The organism is Vibrio sp. 2-Bac 85, assembly GCF_037546705.1.
In the GTDB taxonomy this organism is placed as follows: Bacteria; Pseudomonadota; Gammaproteobacteria; order Enterobacterales; family Psychromonadaceae; genus Psychromonas.
The window spans coordinates 90191-113720 of the sequence record NZ_JALAAB010000006.1 but is presented as its reverse complement, the minus strand read 5'-3'; the positions used below and the strand labels follow the sequence as shown (position 1 = coordinate 113720).

Here is a 23530-nt window from a genome sequence, read left to right as displayed (position 1 = left end):
GCTGAGAAATGTAAGTTGCAAAATTGCTATAATAAAAAGGTCTGCTTAATGCAGGCCTTTTTTTTGGCAATTTTTAAGATAAGGGGAAAGGTTAAATGTTACAAAATTTAATTAAATATACCTTATTCACAGTTGCCTGCTGCGCAACATTACTCGGACTACTAGGTGTTATTTTACCTTTGCTCCCCGCTACGCCTTTTTTTATATTGGCACTCTTTGGATTCTCTAAAAGCTCACCACGTTTTCAACAGTGGTTATTAAATCTACCTGCTGTTGGCGATGATTTAAAACATTGGCAAGCCCACAAAAAAATCAATAAACAACGTAAACCGATTATTTATTTAAGTATTGTCATTAGTTTCCTGATCTCTATCCTTTTATTGATAGGACAGCTGTTTTTACAATTAATGTTAGTCGTAATAATGCTTATTTTACTTCTCTTTATCAAAAAGTTACCTGAGTCCTAACAACACGAGTTCTAGCTGCGTGAATATCTTGTGTCGAATTTACTTTATGAGTGTTTGATTATGGGATTTTATCTGCTCAAAAACATCAAATAGTCCGTTTTGAAAATGTGATTTAATAAGGTCTGTGATAATCTAAGCCGATAAACGCCCTAGAGAGAGATAAAATGAAAATAACCTTACCTGAATATGAGCAAGCAAACGTATTAGTTGTCGGTGATGTCATGCTAGATAGATATTGGCATGGTCCTGCAGCACGTATCTCTCCTGAAGCGCCAGTGCCTATCGTTAACGTTAAACAAATAGAAGAACGTCCTGGTGGGGCGGCAAACGTTGCACTGAATATTGCTGCATTAGGCGCAAAGTCAAAAATAGTGGGCTTAGTGGGCGACGATGAAGCCGCACAATCGATTAAAGACAGCCTGCATTCCGTACACGTAGAAACAGATTTTGTCACCGTTGCTAATGCACCGACAATTACAAAATTACGCGTATTAAGCCGCCACCAACAATTAATTCGTTTAGATTTTGAAGAGTCATTTGCTGATGTTGATAGTACAGCAATGATTAATAAGATGAGCACCGCATTAGATCAGTCTAATCCAGTGATTGTCTTTTCTGACTACAATAAAGGCTCATTGGCTGACGTACAAAAAATGATTCAACTTGCCAAAAGTCGAGGCGTCAAAGTCTTGGTTGACCCTAAAGGGACAAGTTTTGAAAAATATCGCGGCGCTACACTACTTACGCCTAATCTCTCTGAATTTGAAGGGGTTGTAGGGCATTGTAAAAATGATCAAGAACTATTCGAACGCGCTAGGCAGTTAATTAAAGATTTACAACTAGAAGCCTTGTTAGTGACTCGTAGTGAGCACGGTATGACTTTGATCCGTGAGCATGAAGAACCTTTTCACCTACCGACTCAAGCTCAAGAAGTCTTTGATGTGACCGGTGCAGGGGATACTGTGATTGCCGTATTAGCGGCCTCAATTGCTGCAGGTAGCAGCTTTGAAGATGCTTGTGCGCTAGCTAATGCTGGTGCAGGTGTTGTGGTAGGAAAAATTGGTACTTCAACAGTGAATACCATTGAGTTAGCAAATGCAGTCTATAGCCAACAAGAGATTGGCTTTGGTGTGCTAACCGAAAGCCAATTACAATTAGCAGTCAAATTAGCGCAGCATCGTGGAGAAAAGGTCGTCATGACTAATGGCTGCTTTGATATTTTACATGCTGGCCATGTTTCCTATTTAAATACTGCTCGTGAGCAAGGCGATAGACTAATTGTTGCGGTTAATAGTGACCAGTCTGTACGTGATTTAAAAGGGGAAGGTCGCCCTATTAATACTGTCGACCGACGTATGGCTGTGTTAGCGGGGTTAGGTGCTGTGGATTGGGTGGTTGAGTTCTGTGAAGATACTCCACAGCGTTTGATTGCAGGTGTTTTACCTGATCTACTGGTTAAAGGTGGAGATTATACTCCTGAACAGATAGCTGGCGGTGCAGAAGTCATTGCCAATGGTGGCGAGGTTCGAGTATTGCAGTTTAAAGATGGCTGTTCAACAACCGAGATCATTAAAACAATTCGCAATGAACGTTAAAATTAGCTGAAAATTGACAATAATAAAAAGGGAAGCAGAAGCTTCCCTTTTTTGATCTTAGCACTTGTTAATTTAGCACTTTAATTTGATGCTAGAACTTAGTATTTCATGTTAATAACAATGTCGATGAATTGCTATTTTAGTGTTGTTACTTTTTAGCTTTTGAAATCTCAGAAACACTCGCATCTGGGCTCATTGATACATCTGTTAATCCTGCAGAGATATCAAAAATATCTTTCTCAGATAACGTACCTGCTGATAGTTTTAGTTGCAGCATGTTGATAATGTAATCATAACGAGCATTGGCTAATAAGTTTTCAGAGCTGTATAAGTTACGAGTAGCGTCCAAAACGTCAACGATAGTACGAGTTCCTACTTCAAAGCTTGCTTCAGCAGCATCTAATGCACTTTGTGATGAAACAACTGTTTGCTCGTAAGCGCGAATAGAACTTAAAGAAGCTTGTACGTTGTTATAACCACTGTTGATTTGTGCATCAGTACTACGGAAGCTTTGTACTAGATCTTCACTTGCTACAACATAGTTAAATTGTGCTTGTTTAACACGAGAAGTAATACCGCCACCCGTGTAAATAGGCACATTTAAACTAAGCCCGAAAGTAGCGGCTGTTGCATCATAAGATGTTGAGTTTGAATCATGGTAATTATAATCGTTGTAACCTAAACCAGCGGTGAAATCGAGCGTTGGCTCATGACCCGCTTCAGCTAATTCGATATTCATTTTAGCCAGTTCTTTAGCGATACGTTTGCTATGTAAATCTAAATTATATTCTAACGCTTTGTTACGCCAAATTTTCACATCACCTTCAAGTGGCTGCGGGTCAAATGTTTTAGTATTTAAGTACGCAACTTGTTTAACATCTTCACCAGTTAATTCACGTAACAAGTAATAATTATTAGCCAGTGTATTTTCTGCTGTGATTAAATCAGCCACTGTTCTATCGTACTCTGCCTGCGCTTCATGCACGTCGGTAATAGCAATTAAACCCACATCAAAACGTTGTTTAGTTTGTTCTAGTTGACGCTCAACAGCACGCTTGTTCGCTTGCACAGATTTAACTGATTCGTCGGCACGTAATACATCAAAATATGCAGTAGCAGCGCGGAATAATAAATCTTGAGCGGCATAACCGTAAATAGCAGCGTATTGTGTTGCTTGTTTCTCTGCTATATCAGTTTGTTGCCAGTAAGTGCCATTATAAAGTGACTGTGTTAGCTCTAGACTCGCGCCATAGTTGGTGTTGGTATTAGTACTAATGCTTGATTGCACGTGGTTGGCATCTAACCCAAAACCAATTTGTGGTAATAAAACCGATTTTGATTCTGATACTTGCTCAACAAACACATCATATTGTGCCTTGCTTTTTAAAATAATGGGATCTTTGTATTTGGCTGTTTCATAAACTTGTTGTAGCGTATCAGCATTGACGGCAACACTTGATAAGCCTAATAAGCTTGCAATATAAAGGCGTTTTAAATTCATGGTATGGAAATCCTGTTGAATGTGTTTTTGCTAATATGAAGAAAGGCTAATTTTTAATATTGTAGGGTATTATAAAAACCTATTTTTAACTATTACTTGTTGCTTAATAATACAATAAAAATTTGAATTAAATTGCATTTCTTTTTGCTTTATAATAGGGATTTCACTATATACAAATGATTTTTAAAGCGATTTTAAAAAAATTGTGTGTCTGTGTCATCATTAACTTTAATCATTAATTATAATGTTTATCCTATAACTTTTTAAAAAATGAGTAAATCGTTTATTGGTGCAGTTTATGCATTTAAGTATTTCATTTACACGCTCAATCATAGGTCATTAGCGATATGTAAACGTGCCCTAAACGAGTGATTTCAACTCATATCAGGTTACTGCTGATGTAAAACAAATAATGAAAGGGAAAATAATGTACGACAAAAATGATGTAGAAATATTAGGCTGTGAATCACTTTATAAAGGTTTTTTTAAATGCAATAAATTTACTTTAAAGCATAAATTATTTTCTGGTGAATGGAGCAAACCTATTCAACGTGAATTTTTTGAAAGAGGTAAAGCGGCGGCTTTATTAGCCTATGACAAAGCACAAGATGCGGTGATCTTAGTTGAACAGTTTCGTTTTGGCGCGATGGATAGCAAGCAGTCTCCTTGGTTGTTAGAATTAATTGCCGGCATGATTGATGAAGGTGAAGATGCACAAGAGGTGGCAAAGCGAGAAGCATTTGAAGAAGCAGGATTAGTCATTGATCAATGCCAATTTATGCTCAGTTATTTTGTGAGCCCCGGCGGTACCACTGAAACTATCGACTTATTTGTAGCGAATGTCGATAGTCGTAATGTGGAAGGTGTTTTTGGCTTAGCTGAAGAGGGTGAAGATATTCGAGTTCATGTGGTCCCTAGAGAGCAAGCTTACCAATGGGTGCAATCTGGAAAGATTGATAATGCGGCAACTATTATTGGATTGCAGTGGTTGCAACTAAATTATAAAAATGGCTTAAATATTTAATTTTTTACTTATTTTTTTACTCACTACACATTTAGAGTTATTAAAATGTGGTTTTGTCGACATTTTTAATCATTAATTCCTTTTCATTATTGTGAGAATGATAAAATAAATAACTGAATTTTAATAAAAATGACCATTTAGCGTGGTGTGTTAACTATAAAACTTAGAGTGAATAATATAAAAATGAATGGTGTACTTCAGACGGTAGCAACGCTAAATGCGGATCACAAGGGGGAGGTAAAGTTATTACAAATTACCGACACCCATCTTTTTGCTGACAGAGAAAAAGACTTATTAGGCATTAAAACAGTCGATAGTTATGATGCTGTTATAGAGCATGCCCAGCAATACACCGCTAAATGTGCTGCAGTTTTGTGCACCGGTGATTTGTCACAGGATCATTCTACTCAGTCTTATGTTGATTTCAGTGAGCGTATTAAAACATTAAAAATGCCTTGTTATTGGTTGCCAGGCAATCATGATATGCAAGAAGTGATGTTGCCTGCTTTATTGAACGAAGGACTTGCGCAAACCAAACAAATCATCAGCGAACATTGGCAAATTATTTTATTGGACTCTCAAGTCTCGGGTGTACCTTACGGTCATCTCAGTGAGTCACAATTATTTTTCCTAGAAGATAAGCTTAAGCTGTACCCAAACAAACATACCTTGATTGCAATTCATCACCATGTGTTGCCAGTAGGTTCAGCTTGGTTAGACCAACATATTTTGAAAAACAATGCGCAGCTTATTGAACTGATCAGTCAGTTCAATAATGTGAAAGCGGTTTTATCTGGTCATGTTCACCAAGCTTTTGATGTCACCAAAAAAGGGGTACGTTACCTAACTAGTCCATCTACCTGTGTACAATTTAAACCACAAAGTGATGATTTTGCTGTTGATGATAAAGCACCTGGGTATCGCTATTTAACACTTACAAAATCAGGTAAAATAAACACCCAAGTTGAGCGTATTGATATTGGAGAGTTTGTTACTGATGTGAATGCGACCGGATACTAAATAATCTCAATGCGGAATAAGTAAAACAAGCTAGCGTAGCTATTTTTTCGTTAAACTATTCTGCAGTAAGCCGTTATTGCTTTTATAGTCCCTATAGCAGCGAACAAAACCAATAATATTTTTAAATTTAACTTATTAGCTTATTAGCTTATTAAATTATTAACTTATAGAAACAAAATAACTTCTGTTTGCATTACACTGGCCTGAAGTTAAATAAGAGGCAAAATGACAACCGCTAACATAACCAAAGTATTACTTTCACTTCATGGTTTTCATAGCTCTCCTGCATCACTTAAAGCACAACAAATGCGTGATTATTTGTTGTTAGAACATCCTGAAATTCATTTCGTTTGCCCACAACTTCCCGTCTACCCTGAAGATATGTGGTCTGTCATTGAATCTATCTTCAAACAATATGATGGATGTGAAATAGGAGTTATGGGTAGTTCTTTAGGTGGATTTCTAGCGACCAAGGTGGCTCAGCAATATGCGGTAAAAGTGGTACTCATTAACCCCGCAGTAACACCCAATATTTTGCTAGATTTCTACCAAGGTGAGCAGACTCATCCCTATCTTCAGCAGCAATACATTATTAACGCTGATTATATTGAACAGCTCAAGGCTTTACATGTAGAGCAAATTAACTATCCAGATAATATTTGGGTGTTATTACAACAGCAAGATGAAGTTTTAGACTACCGAGATGCAATAAAAAAATATAAACAATGTAAAATAACCTGTGAAAATGGGGGCGATCATAGCTTTATCGGCTTTGAACGTTATGTTGCAGAAATAATTCATTTTCTTTACTAAATACATACAATCAACTGTTTTGTTCTGTGGTAACTTACGCGCAGAATTAACAACCATTAAACTTCATCATTATTAAACAGAATAACCATAGGTGCATGCATGAGCGAACAATATAATTCAGATTCCATTGAAGTATTAAACGGACTCGATCCCGTTCGTCATCGACCTGGTATGTATACTGAAACCAATCGACCAAATCATTTAGCTCAAGAAGTAATTGATAACTCGGTAGATGAAGCATTAGCAGGTCATGCAAGTTCTATACAAGTGATACTTCACGAAGACCAGTCTTTAGAAGTTATTGATGATGGTCGAGGTATGCCGATTGATATGCATCCAGAAGAGAAAATTTCAGGTGTTGAATTAATCTTTTGTAAGTTACACGCCGGCGGTAAATTTTCTGGTAAAAATTATGAAATATCTGGTGGTTTGCATGGTGTTGGTATTTCCGTAGTTAATGCGCTTTCTACGCGTGTTGATGTACAAATTCGTCGTGATGCAAAAATATTTCATATTGCCTTTGAAAATGGTGACAAAGTAGAAGAGCTAAGTGAGATCGGCGTTTGTGGAAAGCGTAATACTGGTACTAGCGTGCACTTTAGACCTGACCCAAAATACTTTGATAGTTTTAAATTCTCTGTTTCACGCCTATTACATTTATTAAAAGCTAAAGCCGTACTATGTCCGGGTTTAACTATTAAATTTAAAGATAAAGTGAATAAAAATAATTATGAATGGTGCTATCAAGATGGCCTAAATGATTATTTATTAGAAGCCGTTGCAGAGAATGAATTATTACCATCTGTGCCTTTTGTTGGTAAGTTTTCTGCCAACAGTGAAATGGCTGACTGGGCCGTGGTATGGCTGCCAGAAGGCGGCGACTCTATTACTGAAAGTTACGTTAACTTGATCCCAACCTCGCAAGGTGGGACGCATGTTAATGGTTTCCGACAAGGCTTGTTGGATGCGATGCGCGAATTTTGTGATATTCGTAATATTCTACCACGTGGTATTAAATTAAGTCCGGAAGATATCTGGGATAAATGCAGCTATGTACTGTCTGTAAAAATTAAAGAGCCACAATTTGCAGGGCAAACAAAAGAACGTTTATCTTCTCGTCAATGTTCAGTTTTTGTTTCAGGTGTTGTTAAAGATGCCTTTAGTTTATGGTTAAACGCAAATGTAAATGAGGCGGAAGCCTTAGCTGAATTCTGTATTAATAATGCCCAAGCTCGTAATCGTAAAAGCAAAAAAGTCGCACGTAAAAAAATCACGCAAGGGCCAGCTTTACCAGGCAAACTAACTGATTGTTCCACACCAGATCCAATGCGGGGAGAGCTGTTTTTAGTTGAAGGGGACTCCGCTGGCGGTAGTGCGAAACAAGCTCGAGACCGTGAATTTCAAGCGATTATGCCATTACGAGGCAAAATAAAAAACACCTGGGAAGATGAGTCCGATGTCATTTTAAGCTCAGAAGAAATTCACAATATATCAATAGCAATTGGTATTGACCCTGCCTCTACAGACTTGTCTGGATTACGCTATGGAAAAATTTGTATTCTTGCCGATGCGGATTCCGATGGATTACATATTGCGACCTTAATTTGTGCTTTGTTTGTTCGTCATTTTAGAGCTGTTGTTGAAGCCGGTAACTTCTATGTAGCAATGCCACCTCTATATCGAATCGATATCGGTAAAGAAGTTTATTATGCTTTAGATGAGTCTGAAAAAGATGGCATATTAGATCGTATTAAAGCAGAGAAAAAACGTGGCAAAGTTAACGTTCAACGATTCAAAGGTCTGGGTGAAATGAACCCTCTACAATTGCGTGAAACCACCATGGATCCGAATACACGTCGCTTAGTACAATTGACCATTGATGATGCTGATAAAATGATGGAAATGATGGATATGTTGCTCGCTAAAAAACGTGCTGGAGACCGTAAAATGTGGTTAGAAGCAAGTGGTGACATGGCTGCAATTGATTGATATGTTTAAAGAATAAGTTGCCGTTGTTAAAGCATAAGTTGTCCTAAATAAAGCATAAACTGTCACCTATTCCTCTGTATTAGAACGATTGATACAGAGGAAATACGCCAGGTAAAATGACTGCTTTCTAATGATATCCTTACCCCTTAGATAACCTACTGTTGTCAATTATTTTTTAATTAGCTTCGAACTGGTTTTTAATTGCCCGCTACTGATAGCTAAATGAGTATGACTGCTCACTGCTTATTTTATCTTGCCCTTTTAAAGCGGGCATAAACCGCTCATTTTCTATAAAGTTTAATACGGCTTTATCAAGCATTTCATGACCGCTAGATGTTGTTAATTTCACCCCCATCGCTTGTCCATTTTTCATGACTATCATTGTTGCTTTTACTTGTCCTTTTTGTTGTCTTAAAGCTGCCCGCTGAGGGTATTTAGGCTTTTTACCTGAAATGGCGACGGCTTCCTGTAATGCTGTTAGTTTATCGGTACTTTTTGCGTTGATCTTTTTCGGTTCGCTTCTTGACATTGAAGCCTGCTCTGGTGGCTTTTTTGCTATGATTTTAATTTTATTATTACGAATAATTTGTGCTGGATTATTAATCGGTAATGTCGAAGCAATGGATGTTAAAACCCTATTTTCATTAAGGCCGTCGTCATTAAGGCCGCCGGAGGAGGAGCTGATATTTTTTACTTTTTTACTAGGTTTACTGTTAGTTATTTTTTTAGGAATTAGAGCAGGTAAGTTAATCATATTTTGGTTAAATATAAACTCTTTTAATAGCGCATCGTCGGTACTCAGATGATTTTTAATACTGTGTTGATGGCGTGTTTTAGCCTGTTGATAATCGGGTTGGATTACTTCTAACAGATAAGCTTCTGTTGTGATGGATGCCGATTGTTGTTCGGTTATGCTATCAATTATTGAGGCTGCCTGTTGTTTAGATTGCGGTGCTATCTGCAGTTTTTGGTCGCTTCGTTGTTGATTAATGTGCTGTTGATTACTAGTAAGGGGCGCTTCTTGTTCTTTGATTATTGTTGTAGAAGCGGATATTTTCAAAGGTGAGGCTGCTTTGGTTATCGGTGTTTCTGTTAATATCGGTTGGGTTATTTCCGTTACCTTTTTTGTTGTTAACTGCTTAACTTGATTGCTTGGTAATAGATCTTCATGAAAATAGAAAAATACTGCATATAATAAAAAGCTTATGATAATAAAGGGGAAGTAGTGATAAGCTGATTTCATATACTAGGTGCCTTAATGTCCGTTGAAGTTGTTAGTCTGTTTTGGCTTTGAAAATTAATGGACCTTGAAAATTAATGAGCATAACAACTTAATGGGGATAACAATGCCAATAAGTTATTTCTTTAGTATAGGCTTTTCATCTGTATTCGCATCAGTAGGATCGAGTGTTTGATCATACATTTTAGCAATTGAAGATGGACTGACTCGTTTGATGTCTTCAGTTTGAGGATGAATAGTTACATTTACCTCCCCCGTTTCCTTCGAAAATTCATAATGATAAGGCATGCTTGTTTGTTCTGATACGGGATCATTTTGAATGTTTTCCGTAGGAGTTGTCTGCAGCGTATTGTTAACAATCAGCGTCGCTTCATTGGCTAAGTTGTTGGTTGTGCTATTGATTAAGCTTTGCTGTTGGCAAAGGTGATTAAACTGAGCAAGTATGGTGTCTAGATGTAAGCGTACTGTGTTAATAAAAACAGCAAACAAGTGATAAGGTAATAAAGCCAAAATCATCACAATGAGGCTAGCCGCTACTGGAACTAATGCCTGCGAAATCATCACTAACAGCCCTTGATTATTGCTGCTATTTTCTTCTGCAATAATCGGTAGAAGCGCAATGCAGCACAGCAAAGCACCTATCGCCCCTAGCATCGGAGAAATGATGGCGATAGTACGCAATAACGATTGTCCTCGTGAGAGCTTATTTATCTGTATAGCAGCATAGGCTTGCATTTTTTCTATGGGAGAAGTAGGTAACCCTTCAATACCATGAGCCAACATTTTTAATGCGGGTGTCGATGTTTTTTGACAGGCCAATAAGGCGTCGGTCTTTTGGTGTTTATTTAAAGCGGCAAAACACTCTTGTAGTGTAAAGCGCTCCCGTTGAAAATAATAAACAGTCCAAAAGAACAAGCGCTCTAGTGTCACAATAGTTGTGACAAAAGATAACAATAGTAATAACCACATAATCATGCCCATTACCCCGCCTTGTTGGAACCAAAGAGGTATGTTTTCAGGTAGTATTGAGGTTAATGATTGATATGAAGTCGCGCTTGTTTCTATACTCATTATCGCTGCGTCCTAGCATCAAAATGAAAAAATAGGGAGTGATCATTCAAAGAGCGCTCAACGAACACTCTGCAAATATTTCACGAATATTGAGCAAATACTAATTGATATCTTGCCAATCAATATCTTCAACATAAAGGCGTTCATTGGCAATATAATAAAGGTGATAACCCGCGCTAACTATCGCATTATTGGTTGGGTTTAAACTCATATCATTGCCACTTTTATCTTTGCTAAAGCCTATTAAGATCATATCGTAGCGTTGTTTGAATGTCTGAAATAACTCACCGAAGCTAGTGTCGCTGATCAAATCGGGGATTAAAATACTGTATAAGGTGGCGCCGTTTAACGTTGAAAGCAATCGCTCGGTGACTTGGCTTGAACCAGGGTCTTGCATGCTTCTTACCATTATTTGTGCACTGTTGTCGATACTGCATTCAATATAGGGGCAGTGAATCTTTAATAGCTTGGCTTTACTTTCGTCAAAAAAGTGTGCGGTTATATTCGCATTCTTATCAGTGAAGGTAGCAATACTGAGGGCTATGGATAAGGTTTCATCGTCCGTACTGCCATCGATAATAATACGTTGGGCTGTTTTTAGGCCAACTCTATCTAGTTCTTGCGTGTCGGAAAACGAGTCTAATTTAGCGAAGGAAACCTCATCAATTTCTGGAAACGGGTTCTCCATATCTTCAGTGACACATAATAATATTTGACGATTATGGCGTTTTTTATCGCCAAGAATTAACTGTATGACTTGCTTCGTTGAGTGTTTGTCCCAGCAAAACAGCAGTATATGTCCCGTTAAGTGTGAAAAGTCATTACTGCCGTTCATATTCTTTCTCGCTATATCAATGAATAATTGGGTGGTTTTTCCGATAAATGAAGCAAATACAATTAATCCAGACGGAATTTGCCAGAAGGCAACAATCAATTTACCAAAGTTTGTTTCCGGACTAAAGTCACCAAAACCAACCGTTGAAACCACCACCATATTATAATAAAAAAACTGCAACGGGTGCTCAGTTAGAGCACTCTCATTAGCAAAAACAAATAAAACATAAGTAATCGCTGCTTGCATTATGATCAGGCCAAACATTGCAGGCCAAGTCATATTACGCGTTAGCTTTTGTATGATTTTGGTTATTTTAAGTGGCGTTAAAAAAGGTAGCATCGCGTTACCTTAATCGTTATTAGTATGTGATAAAAAGTAACGATAAGCGGGGTTGCCAGTTTCATCTTTATAACTATAGCCTAGCGCATTTAGGTGTTCACTAAATTGGTCAACCTGAGCATCGCTGACTTCAAACCCTGCGAGTACTTGCCCATATGCCGCACCATGGTTACGGTAATGAAATAAAGTGATATTGGCATGCATACCTAATAAATTTAAAAACTTAAGCAGGGCATTAGGGTGTTCTGGAAATACAAAGCTATATAAACGTTCCGTTAACTGCTGAGAAGGCACACCACCCACCATATAACGAACATGTAATTTAGCGGTTTCATCGTGACTTAAGTCGGTAACCGTATAACCTGCAATGGTGAGGTTTTCAGTTAAACCAGTTAATTCTTCAAAGCCATTAGGTGTTCTTACGCCAACAAAAATATTAGCCTGCTTGCTATCGCTATAACGATAGTTAAATTCAGTAATGGCTCTGCCATCGAGTTGATTACAAAAAGCTAAGAAAGCACCTTGTTTTTCGGGAATGGTAACCGCTAAAATACTTTCATTTTGCTCACCTAATTCACAACGTTCAGAAACATAACGTAGACTATGAAAGTTAACGTTTGCACCACTTAAAATAGCGGTAAGGCGTTGATCTTTTAGTTGATGTTGTTGTGTATATTTTTTTAATCCGGCTAATGATAAAGCTCCAGCAGGCTCTGCTATTGCACGCGTATCATCAAAAATATCTTTAACCGCAGCGCAAATCTCATCACTACTAACCGTGATCACATCATCAATATATTGCTGACATAAACGGAACGTTTCTCGACCAATGGTTTTTACTGCTACACCGTCTGCAAACAAACCTACTTTAGGTAATGTCACTGGGCCGCCAGCAGCTAAAGCTGCTTTTAAACAAGCTGCATCTTCCGGTTCCACGGCAATAATTTGAATATGCGGTAATAATTGCTTGATATAAACGGCGATCCCCGCTGCTAATCCACCGCCACCAACCGGTACAAATATCTTATCGATATGTGCATCTTGTTGTAATAGTTCTTTTCCTACCGTGCCTTGTCCTGCAATAATATCAGGATCATCAAAAGGATGGATTAAGGTGTAACCATGCTCCTTTGCAAGCGCCAACGAATGTGCGTTGGCAGCATCAAAACTCTCACCAAATAAGACTACTGTTGCACCAAAAGTGCGTACCGAGTTAACTTTAATCTCTGGTGTGGTTTTAGGCATCACGATAGTGGCTTTAACACCCATCTTTTTAGCTGATAAAGCTAAACCTTGAGCATGGTTACCAGCCGAGGCTGCAATTACACCATTTTTCTTTTGTTGGTCACTGAGACTTGAAAGCTTGTTATAAGCACCACGTAATTTAAAAGAGTGAACCGGTTGTAAATCTTCACGTTTTAATAAAATATGGTTATTTAAACGAACAGATAGCTTATTTAGTGGCTGTAGCTTAGTTTCAATCGCTGCCTCATAAATAGGGGCTAATAAGATTTTTTTTAAATATTGTTCACTTGATATTACTGTCATGACAAGCCTTGTTATGCTGTGAGTCTAAGGTCTAAGGTCTAAGGTCTAAGGTCTAAGGTCTAAGGTCTAAGATTTTACGGTTGCAAATAGCTCGCCCAAACGTGTCACGCTTGAAGGTGCTAAAGCGTCGCTAAATTCAATACTGTCTTTAGGGAATAACGCAACAATCGTGCTACCTAGTTTAAAGCGACCCATTTCAGCCCCTTTTTGCAAGATGATCTCTTGATCCTGATAATCCCAATATTGAATCTCTTTATTTTTTTGTGGCGTCAATGTGCCTTCCCAAACCGTTTCAATACTGCCAACGATAGTTGCGCCGACTAATACCATCGCCATTGGTCCGATCGCTGTTGAGAAAATAGCAACGGCACGTTCATTTCGAGCAAATAAGTTGGGAACATTTTGTGCAGTTAATGGGTTAACTGAAAATAAGTCACCAGGGATAAAAATCATTTGTTCTAACTTGCCGGTAATTGGCATATGGATACGGTGATAATCTTTAGGTGCTAAATAAACGGTAGAAAAAATACCCTCATCAAAGGGAGCTGCGACGTCATCTCGTCCGCCTAATAATTCACGTAAACTAAAGTCATGGCCTTTAGCTTGAAAAATACGTCCCGCTTTAATGTCTCCCTGTTGGCTAACACATCCGTCAACGGGGGTTGCTAGGTTGTTGTCGCCTTCAATAATCGGGCGTAAACCTGCTTTTAATTCACGTGTAAAAAAGTCATTAAAGGTCTCAAAATCAGCAGCCTCAGAATACTTTGCTTCACTCATGTCGATTTTAAATTGCTTAATAAATTTAGTAATTAAAAATGTCGTGAACTTACCCATTTTTGCATTCGCTAATTTACCTGCTAATAAAGTAACAAGGTGTTTAGGTAAAAGGTATTGGCCAATAATTTTTAGTTTATCGCTCATAGTAAAACTCTCTGCTTTTAAATATTAATTAATCTCTGTTTTTTACCGTTTTAAATTTTTTTAAATACGGTTTTCAGTTATGCTTTTTTATAAACGTCTATTTTAGTAGATATTTGGGTCGCGGTGACGTGCATTTTTTGCATCATCCATGGTTTCTAAAATACGTAGGAAACTCTTAAAGCGCGCCCTATCAATTTTACCTTCTTCAACGGCTGCAACTAAGGCACAACCTGGATCGGCTTGATGTTTACAATCTCGAAAACGACAACCACCTAGGTGCTCTCTAAATTCAATGAAACCACTTGCAATGCGTTCAGCTTCTAAGTGCCACAATGAAAACTCACGTATTCCTGGGCTGTCTATTAAATCGCCACCATCGCTGAAGTGATATAAACGGGCTGTGGTAGTGGTGTGTTTACCAAGACCAGAACCTTCTGAAATTTCACCTGTAACAGCTTCAACTTCAGGCAATAACATGTTCAGTAATGACGTTTTACCCACGCCAGACTGGCCTACAAAAATATTGATTTTATCTTTCATAACTGATTTTAAATCGTCTAGACCATCGCCATGCATTGAACTATACAAAACCTGATAGCCAATATTACGGTAACTTTGTAATTCTTGGTCAATGATTTTTGCTGACTCTGTGTCTAATAGGTCAACCTTGTTTAAAACGATAATTGGTGTGATCCCAATATCTTCACAGGCAACTAAGTAGCGGTCAATAATGTTACGAGAAAACTCAGGTGCAATGGAGCTAACAATAATAATATGGTCAATATTGGCTGCGATGGGTTTAATACCATCATAATAATCTGGCCGTGTTAATACGGTTTTACGAGGATGCACAGCTTCAATAACACCGCTAATACCTTGGTGAGATTCTTTTCCCGCACGCCATACAACGCGATCGCCAGTTACTAATGAACGAATTGAACGGCGTAAGGTACAACGTTCTACTTTGCCATCTTGATCTTCAATATCTGCATGTTGACCGAACCGACTAACCACCAACCCTTCCAGCTGCGGACCTAGTTCAGATTCATCCCATTGTTTATCGTTTTTGGGTGTTAAGCGCTTGTTATGATTGCTTTGAACACGACGAACTTGGTTTTTACTGAGTTTTTTCTTCTTAGCCACAGGCTTCCTTTGCTACCACTGGTGATTTGAATGGCGTATCATACTATATTTTTTAAATAATAAAGCTATTCATCAAGAGAAAAGGGTGGTTAACAAAATGAACAAAAATAATTTGGTCTGGATCGATCTAGAAATGACAGGATTAAATCCTGATAGTGATAAAATTATTGAGATTGCAACGATTGTAACTGACAGTGATTTGAATATCTTAGCGGAAGGCCCACAGTTTGTTATTCATCAGAGTGATCAAGCTCTGGATGCCATGGATGAGTGGTGTACTGAGCACCACGGTAACTCTGGTTTAACTGCACGTGTTAAAGCAAGCAAAATTAGTTGTGAACAAGCGGAGAAAGAGACGCTTGAGTTTTTACAAAAATGGGTGCCGGCAGGTGCAGCTCCATTATGTGGTAATAGTATTGGCCAAGATCGTCGTTTTATGGTCAAACATATGCCGACCTTAGAAGCTTTCTTTCATTACCGCAATATTGATGTTAGTACGATTAAAGAGTTAGGTCGTCGTTGGGCTCCTGAGATGGTTGAAGCACATAAAAAAACCGGAACACATTTAGCGTTACAGGATATTAAAGAGTCTATTTCTGAATTACAGCATTATCAAAAGCATTTTTTTAGTTATTAGTTCGCTTTTCAAGCAAGTTAGTAATGATTTGGTTGAAAAATCTGCATGTAAGCTTTGTTAAGCTTAAATTAGCTAAAAAAAGCTTGCAATCATTAACGCCATCTCTATAATTCGGGCTCGTAACAAAGGGGCGTCACCAAATGCCTTAGTTCTGGTTTTATTAGAAAATTTGTTACAGGAAAATGTGATGCGGTACTAGCTCAGTTGGTAGAGCACGACCTTGCCAAGGTCGGGGTCACGAGTTCGAGTCTCGTGTACCGCTCCAAATCTTAAAGTTGAATATCATATTTACCTTTAAGATAATTTCCAATTAGTTTTAGATGAAGCGGTACTAGCTCAGTTGGTAGAGCACGACCTTGCCAAGGTCGGGGTCACGAGTTCGAGTCTCGTGTACCGCTCCAAACTACATTTTAAAAATGAAACTAAAACTAAATTATGAAGCGGTACTAGCTCAGTTGGTAGAGCACGACCTTGCCAAGGTCGGGGTCACGAGTTCGAGTCTCGTGTACCGCTCCAAATTACTTCCATATAAAAATCTATTAATACTCCCAAACTCAATAAAACGACCTTGCTTATTAAGTGCTGGGGTCATGTGTTTTTTAGCCTCGTATTTTTTATCTAGCAGATTCAATATACCGCTCCAAATTTCCTGTTTTACACTACCCATCAAAGTATCTACCCATATTGTAAACATAAGCCCTGTATTCAAAATACGACTTCTCGAACAATTATCTATTATTACCTATTATTAATTTTTCGTTAATAAACTAAAGGTGACTAATTGTGGCGTATGGTCAGAGGCAATCGTTGCAATACTTTTAGCATTAATCATTTCTAAATCTCTAAAAAATATATGATCTAAGGGTAAGCCAAGGATAGTCAGCCGCTGATCTTTAGAGAACTGTGTTTCATTAAAGCCTGCTTTTACAAGTGTACCGATGATCTCTTTCGTCCTTGCTTCACTCCAAGTATTAAAGTCCCCACTAATAATAATTGGCCCCTGATGTTGTTCAATAAGTTGGATATAAGGTGCAACTTGCTCTTTAAGTGGCTCAGCTGTAAAAGTAAAGTTCACACCGTGTAAGTTCACCAATAATAATGATTGTGTTGTGTCCTTAAATGCATAGGTCGTTGCTATACCTGTTTTAGGAACCAGGGTCCAAGGTTCAGAATAACGCGTTCCGCAGGCTTGTTGTGCTTGAACGCGACTAAATGTATTAACACCATAATTTTGTTTTTGGTAATTAAAGGCAATGTTTTGATAATAGGACAGTTTTTGTTGTTGGCTAAAATGGATCAAGTCTTGGTCATATTTAGCTTCCTGCAAAGTGATTAGATCCGCTTGATTTGCCCATTCATTTAACTTCTTAGACCATTGTTGATGCTGCTGTTTATAAATATTCCAGTTTAATAAAGAAAACGTACTATTGAGCGCATCGGTGGGCGCTGTACTTTTTACATTAATGAGCGCAGGACAAGTTGTAGAGTACTGGCGATATTGCTGATCAATTAATGTCATTTTCCCAGGACTACTTGGTAAAAAACTCCAGCCAAAGACAGCTGTCAATAATAGTAAAGCGCCAAAGATAATTTTCTTGGTTAAGATTCGTTTGCGAAGATGAATTTTAATGTTGAATTTCCTTGAATGGTAACGACTATAAGTTGCTTGATAAATAAACATCTGCCTAAATGAAATGTGATATTAATTCCCCTATAGTTATGTTGTCATTGATAGCGACTATCTATACGGGTTATATTGGACTTCCTATTAACTCGATTTAAGAAGCTATTATGCCATTAGAAAGAACACTTTCCATTATTAAACCAGATGCTGTCGGTAAACACCTAATTGGCGCTATCTTACAGCGTTTTGAGAATGCTCATTTTACGATTGTTGCTGCAAAAATGATGCAATTAACTCGTGAACAAGCAGAAGGTTTTTACGCAGAACACAAAGGCAGAGAATTTTACGAACCACTGGTTGAGTTTATGACTTCAGGTCCAATTATGGTTCAGGTTTTACAAGGCGAGAACGTGATCCCTACTTACCGTGAATTAATTGGTAAAACAGACCCTACTCAAGCAGCAGCAGGTACTATTCGTGCAGATTATGCTGATTCGACTCGTTATAACGCTGTGCACGGTTCAGATAGTCCTGAGTCTGCTTCTCGTGAGATTGCTTACTTTTTTACTGATGATGAAATTTGCTTGCCTGCCGCTAATTAATTTATTTTATTTACAAATGCGCTTTCTTAAAACTACTTGTTCTTATAGGTTCAAGTAGTTTTTTATCCTCACGCTACTTCAAATGCTTTGTTACAAGCTCGCTTTCTTATCACGACCATGTGCCATATCAAGTAGTGATGCTTCCTTGGTGATTATAGCAATGCTGAATTGATCCTAGAGTTTACGCTTTCTGGTTAAGGGACATGAAACTTACCTTGAAATGTATCCATTGCATAAATTTTCCTTGCTGACTTTGTATCTCAAAGTATCATTAGGATATTATGCCAATCGTAATCATATAGAGCACATACTTAATACAATCGGTATTATCCACAATTAATTAATAGATAAAGTTAAGGCAATTATGAATGAAGTGATCATGCTAATGGAGCAAGTTCCAAGTTATTATTTTGGGACTGTTTTAATCTTAGGACTATTGATTGGTTCATTTTTGAATGTTGTTATTTATCGCTTACCGGTGATGATGGAACGCAGTTGGAAAGCTGAATGCAAAGATGCTTTCCCTGAAGCCAATATTGACCTAGATGAAACACCTTTTAACCTCGTGTTGCCACGTTCGCGTTGCCCTCAATGTAGCCACCTTATTGGCTCTCTTGAAAATATTCCGCTAATTAGTTGGTTAGTTCAAAAAGGCCGTTGTAAGCATTGCAATTGCAAGATATCAGCGCGTTACCCAAGCATAGAGTTGCTGACAGGGGTAATGTCCGTTGCTGTTGCATATTTTGTTCCCTTTGGTTGGCCCGCTTTATTTGCCTTGATTTTTACTTGGGTATTGATCTGCCTTACTTTTATCGATTTCGATACCATGCTGTTACCTGACCAACTCACGTTGCCATTAATTTGGTTAGGGCTATTAGTGAATATGTCCGGTACTTTTACTGGCCTAGAAGATGCTTTGCTCGGTGCGGTATTTGGTTATTTGAGCCTGTGGTCTATTTACTGGGGGTTTAAATTACTCACTGGTAAAGAAGGTATGGGTTACGGTGATTTTAAATTACTGGCTGCACTAGGGGCTTGGTTTGGTTGGCAGGCATTACCGCTGATTATTCTATTATCTTCATTTGCAGGTGCAATCATCGGCATTGCTGTGATTGCCGCCTCTAAAGATAAACAAAGTCGACCATTACCTTTTGGACCTTATTTGGCAATCGCTGGCTGGGTTTATCTCATATATGGTGTTGAACTAACAACATTATATTATTCTCTTATTTTATAGCTTAACAGCATCAAGATATGTGTAAAAAATCAAATCCAGATACGCTTCAACAGTTTGACTGTAGTGATTTTATGGCAGACTGTAGTGGTTCTATAGAAGGCTACAGCTCCTCCTTGCCTAGCGGTGATGTACCTATGGCTGAGAATAATATTCCTATGACACCTTGCTCCGTATCGCGAGAACAATCATCTATTGTAAATAGCCCGACAGTGCCCAATAGTCCAAAAGCCCAGTTTAATAGTCAAAACACTACAGACTATAACGACCAAGATTGGATGCAGTATGCACTCGCATTGGCAGATAAAGCAGAAGCCGTCGGTGAGATACCCGTTGGTGCTGTATTAGTGAAAAATAATGAAGTGATTGCAGAAGGTTGGAATCTTTCTATTGTTGAGCATAACGCCTGTGCGCACGCAGAAATTATCGCGATCACTAATGCTGGTAAAGTATTAAAAAATTATCGTCTTATTGATTGTACGCTGTATGTGACACTAGAGCCTTGTCCTATGTGTGCGGGGGCTTTGGTACACGCTCGTATCAAAAGGTTAGTGTATGGCGCGGGTGATTATAAAACGGGGGCTGCGGGCAGTGTTTTTGATTTAGTACGTAATGAACATTTAAATCATCAGATTGAAGTGACATCGGGTATTTATGCTGAACAGTGTGCGAATAAAATAAGTGATTTTTTCAGGCGTCGCCGCAAAGAGAAAAAGGCGCTTAAACAGGCAAACAAAGGAGAGAAAGGCAATGTCTAGTAAAGTGGTTAATTTTGAAATTGAAAAAGAGACTAAAAATAGCGTACGTTATAAAGAAGTACCAGAAGAAGGGCAAGCGCCTATTGTTGGTAGTTTATATGTGCAAAAGTGGTTTGCTGGAAATAGCAAAAATATACAAGTTACTATAGAAAAGAAGGACTAATTACTTAATCCCTCTTACACCACGAAGTTTGAAAGCTTGGATATTACGATGTTGAAACACTTGGATTTCAACATCGCTCTTTTTATAAGTCCTGAATTCAAGTAATTAAGTAGTTAAGTAAGTAATCAAGTATAAGTAATTAGATTTATTGAGCCTGTGAGCAAAGCGCTAAGTTGTGTTGTAGGTGAACTAACAAATCAACCCGTTTCATTATTCCGATCAATTTCCCTTCATTAAGTACAGGGAAAATATTCTCTGTGTATTTTTGCGTTTTAATCGCGACTTCTGAAAGGTCCTCATCGGCCTTTAAAAAAGTAAACTCTTTAGCCATTATATCGTTTACTCGAACTGGTTTATCACAATGGTAAGCGCTGATCATTAATGCTTTTTGGCAGTCAATGAGCGACACCATACCAATGAGTTGCTGACTACTATTTATCACGGGTAATTGTGCCTGTTGACTACTTATCAATACCTTAATAATCTCTGCCAACGGTGTTTGACACTGCACGCTAAGAGGTTGTTTTTGCATAATTTGTTGTACCGTTTGCTTGCTCATTTTATTACCTTAATCAGTTAGCTTATTTAGTTTCTGTTTGATGTAAGGATAATACTGTAATAATTTAGATAGTTAAAATCGATTGTTTTTATTAGTTTGATAGTTTTAAGCTATTTTATGCCGTAATGGTAATAGTGTTGGTATAGTAGTAATAATGGCAGATCGTGGCTGTTTAGGATGTTAAGTTAACATAGATGTACATAATTTAGATGTAACGTATTAAATTGAAAACATAGTATTAAACGAAGGTTTATTTTTAGAAACAGTTACCTTCATACCTTGCTAATTTTTGCATCTTGAATGATAGCAGCGATAAGTGAGTAGCCCCAATTAAGACCTAATTAAAGGCCTTGATTAAAAGGTCGCAGCTTAAATGTGTGATTAAAAACAGACTTAGAAAACATAATTAAAGCAGTGAGCAAAGCCGGCTCACTGCGGGGAGCTTATGCTTATTTTTTGTCTGTTGAAGTTGCATCCGTTTGTGTTTTTATTGCCGCGCGAGATGCTGCTTCAAGTGCTTTTTTAGCAGCCTTTTCCGCAGCTTCCTTTTTCAATGCTTTTTCTTTCTCTGCTTTAATCGCGGCCAAACGATCTATTTTCGCTTGCTGCTTAGCGACTTCAATCGCTGCTAAACGATCTAACTCAGCTTGTTCTTTAGCCGCAGCGATCGCCGCCAAGCGTTTAATTTCATCTTGTTTTTCTGCTTCGATGTTAGCTAAACGTGTAACTTCCGCTTGTTTCTCTGCTTCGATGGCCGCTAAACGATCTATCTCCGCTTGTTTTGCTGCTTCAATAGCCGCTAATCGATCTATTTCCGCTTGCTTTTCTGCCGCTTCGATTGCCGCTAACCGATCTATTTCAGCTTGTTTCTCTGCGGCTTCAATTGCTGCTAGTCGTTCTATTTCAGCTTGCTTTTCTGCTTCTATTCTTTGTGCTTTTTCTTGTTCTTGTACATGCCAAGTCAAGGTTTTCAAATATTGGCGAATATTATCTACGTAATGTTGTGCTTCGCGCCCACGTGCATAACCATAGCGAGTTTTTGTGTACCATTTCCGTTGATGCAATAGAGGTAAGTTATCTTTTACATCGGCCCATGAATTGGGGTTTTGTTTACGCATTTTAGTAATTCGGCGCACATCTAATAAGTGACCCAAGCCTATATTATAGGAAGCTAATGCAAACCAAATTTTTTCATCTTCTGGGATGCTTTCAGGTAATCTTTTTATCAGTTGAGTCAGATATTTAGCTCCGCCCTCAATACTTTGTTCTGCATTGAGTCGGTTTTTGACACCGATAAACTTGGCTGTATCTAGGGTCAACATCATCATGCCTCGCACACCCGTAGGAGATCGAGCCTTAGGGTTCCAATGTGACTCTTGATAACTTACGGATGCAAGTAATAACCAATCTACATCTGGTGTCGCGTATTTTTTAAATAAGGTTTCGTATTTTGGCAATTTGCTTGTAATGCGTTTTAAGAAGGTACGCGTATCCACATAATCGAAGTGTCCAACATGACCAAAGTACTTTTCTTCTATTTTTGCAATGGTGCCTAATTTGTATTGATTGCCCATAAATTCAATCATTGCTGAATACAAAGTATCGTCAGGAGCTTTTCGAATTAACCAAGCTACAGGCTGCTTTTCATTGATAGTAAATGCTTCTGCTAGTGCGGGATAGTAGCGTTGTTTTTGTGCCAAAGTGGTACTGTCTACGATCGCAAATTTGATCTCTTTTTCTGCTATTTTTCGTAATAAGGACTCTTGATCTTCGTTCTCTAATACATCGATCACTAGGTCTGGGTATTCTTGTTGTGATTTACTAATGTTTTCTTCGTGGCTACTGCCTTTTAACACACTCACGGGGCCATTAATGTCTGCCATTTCTCGCGGGCGATAGGTACCTTTGTGGTAAACAAGTTTTTGAGTGAGGTAATAGTATGGCGGGGAACTACGGTATTTTTCTGCTCGATTAGGCGTTAGCGTTAATCCCGCCCCGGCAAAATCAATGTCGTTATTATCTAGTGCAGAAAATAAATCGTCTAAGTTTTCGAACTCTTTGACTACTAATTTTACTTTTAAATAATTAGCAAACTTCTTTCCAAGTTCATAATCTAGACCGCTGTAATTCTCACCATCATAGTTATAGGTTAATGAACTGTTGGTGGTGCCCATTATTAATGTGCGGCGTTTTTGCATTTCTTGTAGGTCTGTAGTGTGTACAAACGGATTACAGGCGCTGATAAAAGACACCAAAATAATGGATAAAAAAATCTTTAAGCGAGAAGAAATAAGAGTAAAAGAGACAGGTTTATTCATAGACAGTTGTATCAATCCAGTTAGTCGAGTGGTCACATTATCCAATAAAGGATTTAAATATCCATTTATTTACCAATTAACAGGTTTATTTATCACAGACTATAGAGTGTTTCTATTTAATAAAAAATG

The 23530-nt window shown here is 38.1% G+C and carries 21 protein-coding genes and 3 tRNA genes; 14 read left to right on the top strand and 10 right to left on the bottom strand.

Features of this window, described 5'->3' with window-relative positions; all coding sequences use genetic code 11:
- Nucleotides 1–95: 95 nt before the first annotated feature.
- Nucleotides 96–467 carry a YbaN family protein gene (locus MT390_RS08620; protein ID WP_166372565.1) on the top strand — a complete coding sequence of 124 codons (372 nt, stop codon included), beginning with the start codon at nt 96–98 and terminating at the stop codon, nt 465–467.
- Nucleotides 468–631: 164 nt separating this feature from the next.
- Entirely contained in the window at nt 632–2062 is a 1431-nt protein-coding gene (gene hldE / locus MT390_RS08615) for a bifunctional D-glycero-beta-D-manno-heptose-7-phosphate kinase/D-glycero-beta-D-manno-heptose 1-phosphate adenylyltransferase HldE (protein ID WP_499440661.1), read from the top strand.
- Between the two features lie 148 nt (nt 2063–2210).
- On the opposite strand, the gene MT390_RS08610 is transcribed toward hldE, so the two are convergent.
- Entirely contained in the window at nt 2211–3563 is a 1353-nt protein-coding gene (locus MT390_RS08610) for a TolC family outer membrane protein (protein ID WP_166372567.1), read from the bottom strand.
- Between the two features lie 427 nt (nt 3564–3990).
- Here MT390_RS08610 and nudF point away from each other — a divergent pair, with 427 nt between their 5' ends.
- The 4 genes from nudF (at nt 3991) to parE (ending at nt 8409) form a co-directional block, all read left to right on the top strand.
- Entirely contained in the window at nt 3991–4587 is a 597-nt protein-coding gene (gene nudF, locus MT390_RS08605; protein ID WP_499440658.1) for an ADP-ribose diphosphatase, read from the top strand.
- A 183-nt stretch (nt 4588–4770) separates the two neighbouring features.
- Entirely contained in the window at nt 4771–5607 is an 837-nt protein-coding gene (gene cpdA / locus MT390_RS08600; RefSeq protein ID WP_499440657.1) for a 3',5'-cyclic-AMP phosphodiesterase, read from the top strand.
- Nucleotides 5608–5832: 225 nt separating this feature from the next.
- Nucleotides 5833–6420 (top strand): YqiA/YcfP family alpha/beta fold hydrolase, encoded by a 588-nt coding sequence (locus MT390_RS08595; protein ID WP_499440656.1) that lies wholly within the window; start codon nt 5833–5835, stop codon nt 6418–6420.
- 99 nt (nt 6421–6519) lie between these two features.
- Nucleotides 6520–8409, top strand: coding sequence for a DNA topoisomerase IV subunit B (gene parE, locus MT390_RS08590; RefSeq protein WP_166372571.1), 1890 nt, complete (start codon nt 6520–6522; stop codon nt 8407–8409).
- A 208-nt stretch (nt 8410–8617) separates the two neighbouring features.
- Here parE and MT390_RS08585 read toward each other — a convergent pair whose 3' ends face one another.
- The 6 genes from MT390_RS08585 to rsgA all read right to left on the bottom strand — a co-directional run bounded on the left by MT390_RS08585 (nt 8618) and on the right by rsgA (nt 15506).
- Nucleotides 8618–9652 (bottom strand): energy transducer TonB, encoded by a 1035-nt coding sequence (locus MT390_RS08585; protein ID WP_499440655.1) that lies wholly within the window; start codon nt 9650–9652, stop codon nt 8618–8620.
- Between the two features lie 114 nt (nt 9653–9766).
- Nucleotides 9767–10720: a MotA/TolQ/ExbB proton channel family protein gene (locus MT390_RS08580; protein WP_499440654.1), complete on the bottom strand. Its 954-nt coding sequence runs from the start codon at nt 10718–10720 to the stop codon at nt 9767–9769.
- 100 nt (nt 10721–10820) lie between these two features.
- On the bottom strand, nt 10821–11894 hold the full coding sequence (locus MT390_RS08575; RefSeq protein ID WP_499440653.1) for a potassium channel family protein: 1074 nt from the start codon (nt 11892–11894) through the stop codon (nt 10821–10823).
- A gap of 9 nt (nt 11895–11903) precedes the next feature.
- A complete protein-coding gene (ilvA, locus tag MT390_RS08570; RefSeq protein WP_166372575.1) occupies nt 11904–13442 on the bottom strand; it encodes a threonine ammonia-lyase, biosynthetic in 1539 nt (512 codons plus the stop codon).
- Between the two features lie 66 nt (nt 13443–13508).
- The gene (asd, locus tag MT390_RS08565; RefSeq protein WP_499440651.1) at nt 13509–14363 is read right to left on the bottom strand and encodes an archaetidylserine decarboxylase; all 855 of its coding nucleotides are present in this window, start codon (nt 14361–14363) and stop codon (nt 13509–13511) included.
- Between the two features lie 102 nt (nt 14364–14465).
- Nucleotides 14466–15506, bottom strand: coding sequence for a small ribosomal subunit biogenesis GTPase RsgA (gene rsgA / locus MT390_RS08560; protein WP_499440650.1), 1041 nt, complete (start codon nt 15504–15506; stop codon nt 14466–14468).
- Between the two features lie 97 nt (nt 15507–15603).
- On the opposite strand from rsgA, the gene orn reads away from it, so the two are divergent.
- The 4 genes from orn (at nt 15604) to MT390_RS08540 (ending at nt 16659) form a co-directional block, all read left to right on the top strand.
- Nucleotides 15604–16143: an oligoribonuclease gene (orn, locus tag MT390_RS08555; RefSeq protein WP_028869118.1), complete on the top strand. Its 540-nt coding sequence runs from the start codon at nt 15604–15606 to the stop codon at nt 16141–16143.
- A 189-nt stretch (nt 16144–16332) separates the two neighbouring features.
- Nucleotides 16333–16408: transfer RNA gene (locus MT390_RS08550), tRNA-Gly, on the top strand.
- Between the two features lie 60 nt (nt 16409–16468).
- Nucleotides 16469–16544: transfer RNA gene (locus MT390_RS08545), tRNA-Gly, on the top strand.
- Nucleotides 16545–16583: 39 nt separating this feature from the next.
- A tRNA-Gly gene (locus MT390_RS08540) sits at nt 16584–16659 on the top strand.
- 232 nt (nt 16660–16891) lie between these two features.
- Here MT390_RS08540 and MT390_RS08535 read toward each other — a convergent pair.
- Nucleotides 16892–17824: an endonuclease/exonuclease/phosphatase family protein gene (locus MT390_RS08535; RefSeq protein WP_299667278.1), complete on the bottom strand. Its 933-nt coding sequence runs from the start codon at nt 17822–17824 to the stop codon at nt 16892–16894.
- A 110-nt stretch (nt 17825–17934) separates the two neighbouring features.
- On the opposite strand from MT390_RS08535, the gene ndk reads away from it, so the two are divergent.
- The 4 genes from ndk to MT390_RS08515 all read left to right on the top strand — a co-directional run bounded on the left by ndk (nt 17935) and on the right by MT390_RS08515 (nt 20524).
- Complete coding sequence (ndk, locus tag MT390_RS08530) at nt 17935–18369, top strand: nucleoside-diphosphate kinase (RefSeq protein WP_499440648.1); 435 nt, start codon at nt 17935–17937, stop codon at nt 18367–18369.
- A 364-nt stretch (nt 18370–18733) separates the two neighbouring features.
- The gene (locus MT390_RS08525) at nt 18734–19606 is read left to right on the top strand and encodes a prepilin peptidase (RefSeq protein WP_499440646.1); all 873 of its coding nucleotides are present in this window, start codon (nt 18734–18736) and stop codon (nt 19604–19606) included.
- Between the two features lie 275 nt (nt 19607–19881).
- Nucleotides 19882–20361 carry a tRNA adenosine(34) deaminase TadA gene (tadA, locus tag MT390_RS08520; protein WP_499440766.1) on the top strand — a complete coding sequence of 160 codons (480 nt, stop codon included), beginning with the start codon at nt 19882–19884 and terminating at the stop codon, nt 20359–20361.
- A complete protein-coding gene (locus MT390_RS08515) occupies nt 20354–20524 on the top strand; it encodes a hypothetical protein (RefSeq protein WP_299667269.1) in 171 nt (56 codons plus the stop codon). The genes tadA and MT390_RS08515 overlap by 8 nt, the downstream gene beginning before the upstream one ends.
- A gap of 145 nt (nt 20525–20669) precedes the next feature.
- Here the strand turns inward: MT390_RS08515 and MT390_RS08510 are convergent, their stop codons facing one another.
- Nucleotides 20670–21083, bottom strand: coding sequence for a CBS domain-containing protein (locus MT390_RS08510; RefSeq protein WP_166372236.1), 414 nt, complete (start codon nt 21081–21083; stop codon nt 20670–20672).
- A 449-nt stretch (nt 21084–21532) separates the two neighbouring features.
- Nucleotides 21533–23437 (bottom strand): membrane-bound lytic murein transglycosylase MltF, encoded by a 1905-nt coding sequence (gene mltF / locus MT390_RS08505; RefSeq protein ID WP_499440645.1) that lies wholly within the window; start codon nt 23435–23437, stop codon nt 21533–21535.
- Between the last annotated feature and the right edge of the window lie 93 nt (nt 23438–23530).

What these genes read in the sequence shown, in the direction of transcription:
- orn (WP_028869118.1), top strand. Translation starts at nt 15,604, where the DNA reads ATGAACAAAAATAATTTGGTCTGGATCGATCTAGAAATGACAGGATTA.
- MT390_RS08585 (WP_499440655.1), bottom strand. Translation starts at nt 9,652, where the DNA reads ATGAAATCAGCTTATCACTACTTCCCCTTTATTATCATAAGCTTTTTA.
- ilvA (WP_166372575.1), bottom strand. Translation starts at nt 13,442, where the DNA reads ATGACAGTAATATCAAGTGAACAATATTTAAAAAAAATCTTATTAGCC.
- MT390_RS08510 (WP_166372236.1), bottom strand. Translation starts at nt 21,083, where the DNA reads ATGAGCAAGCAAACGGTACAACAAATTATGCAAAAACAACCTCTTAGC.
- MT390_RS08535 (WP_299667278.1), bottom strand. Translation starts at nt 17,824, where the DNA reads ATGTTTATTTATCAAGCAACTTATAGTCGTTACCATTCAAGGAAATTC.
- MT390_RS08595 (WP_499440656.1), top strand. Translation starts at nt 5,833, where the DNA reads ATGACAACCGCTAACATAACCAAAGTATTACTTTCACTTCATGGTTTT.
- MT390_RS08580 (WP_499440654.1), bottom strand. Translation starts at nt 10,720, where the DNA reads ATGAGTATAGAAACAAGCGCGACTTCATATCAATCATTAACCTCAATA.
- tadA (WP_499440766.1), top strand. Translation starts at nt 19,882, where the DNA reads ATGCAGTATGCACTCGCATTGGCAGATAAAGCAGAAGCCGTCGGTGAG.
- MT390_RS08525 (WP_499440646.1), top strand. Translation starts at nt 18,734, where the DNA reads ATGAATGAAGTGATCATGCTAATGGAGCAAGTTCCAAGTTATTATTTT.
- parE (WP_166372571.1), top strand. Translation starts at nt 6,520, where the DNA reads ATGAGCGAACAATATAATTCAGATTCCATTGAAGTATTAAACGGACTC.
- MT390_RS08620 (WP_166372565.1), top strand. Translation starts at nt 96, where the DNA reads ATGTTACAAAATTTAATTAAATATACCTTATTCACAGTTGCCTGCTGC.
- MT390_RS08575 (WP_499440653.1), bottom strand. Translation starts at nt 11,894, where the DNA reads ATGCTACCTTTTTTAACGCCACTTAAAATAACCAAAATCATACAAAAG.
- MT390_RS08610 (WP_166372567.1), bottom strand. Translation starts at nt 3,563, where the DNA reads ATGAATTTAAAACGCCTTTATATTGCAAGCTTATTAGGCTTATCAAGT.
- cpdA (WP_499440657.1), top strand. Translation starts at nt 4,771, where the DNA reads ATGAATGGTGTACTTCAGACGGTAGCAACGCTAAATGCGGATCACAAG.
- ndk (WP_499440648.1), top strand. Translation starts at nt 17,935, where the DNA reads ATGCCATTAGAAAGAACACTTTCCATTATTAAACCAGATGCTGTCGGT.
- hldE (WP_499440661.1), top strand. Translation starts at nt 632, where the DNA reads ATGAAAATAACCTTACCTGAATATGAGCAAGCAAACGTATTAGTTGTC.
- MT390_RS08515 (WP_299667269.1), top strand. Translation starts at nt 20,354, where the DNA reads ATGTCTAGTAAAGTGGTTAATTTTGAAATTGAAAAAGAGACTAAAAAT.
- asd (WP_499440651.1), bottom strand. Translation starts at nt 14,363, where the DNA reads ATGAGCGATAAACTAAAAATTATTGGCCAATACCTTTTACCTAAACAC.
- nudF (WP_499440658.1), top strand. Translation starts at nt 3,991, where the DNA reads ATGTACGACAAAAATGATGTAGAAATATTAGGCTGTGAATCACTTTAT.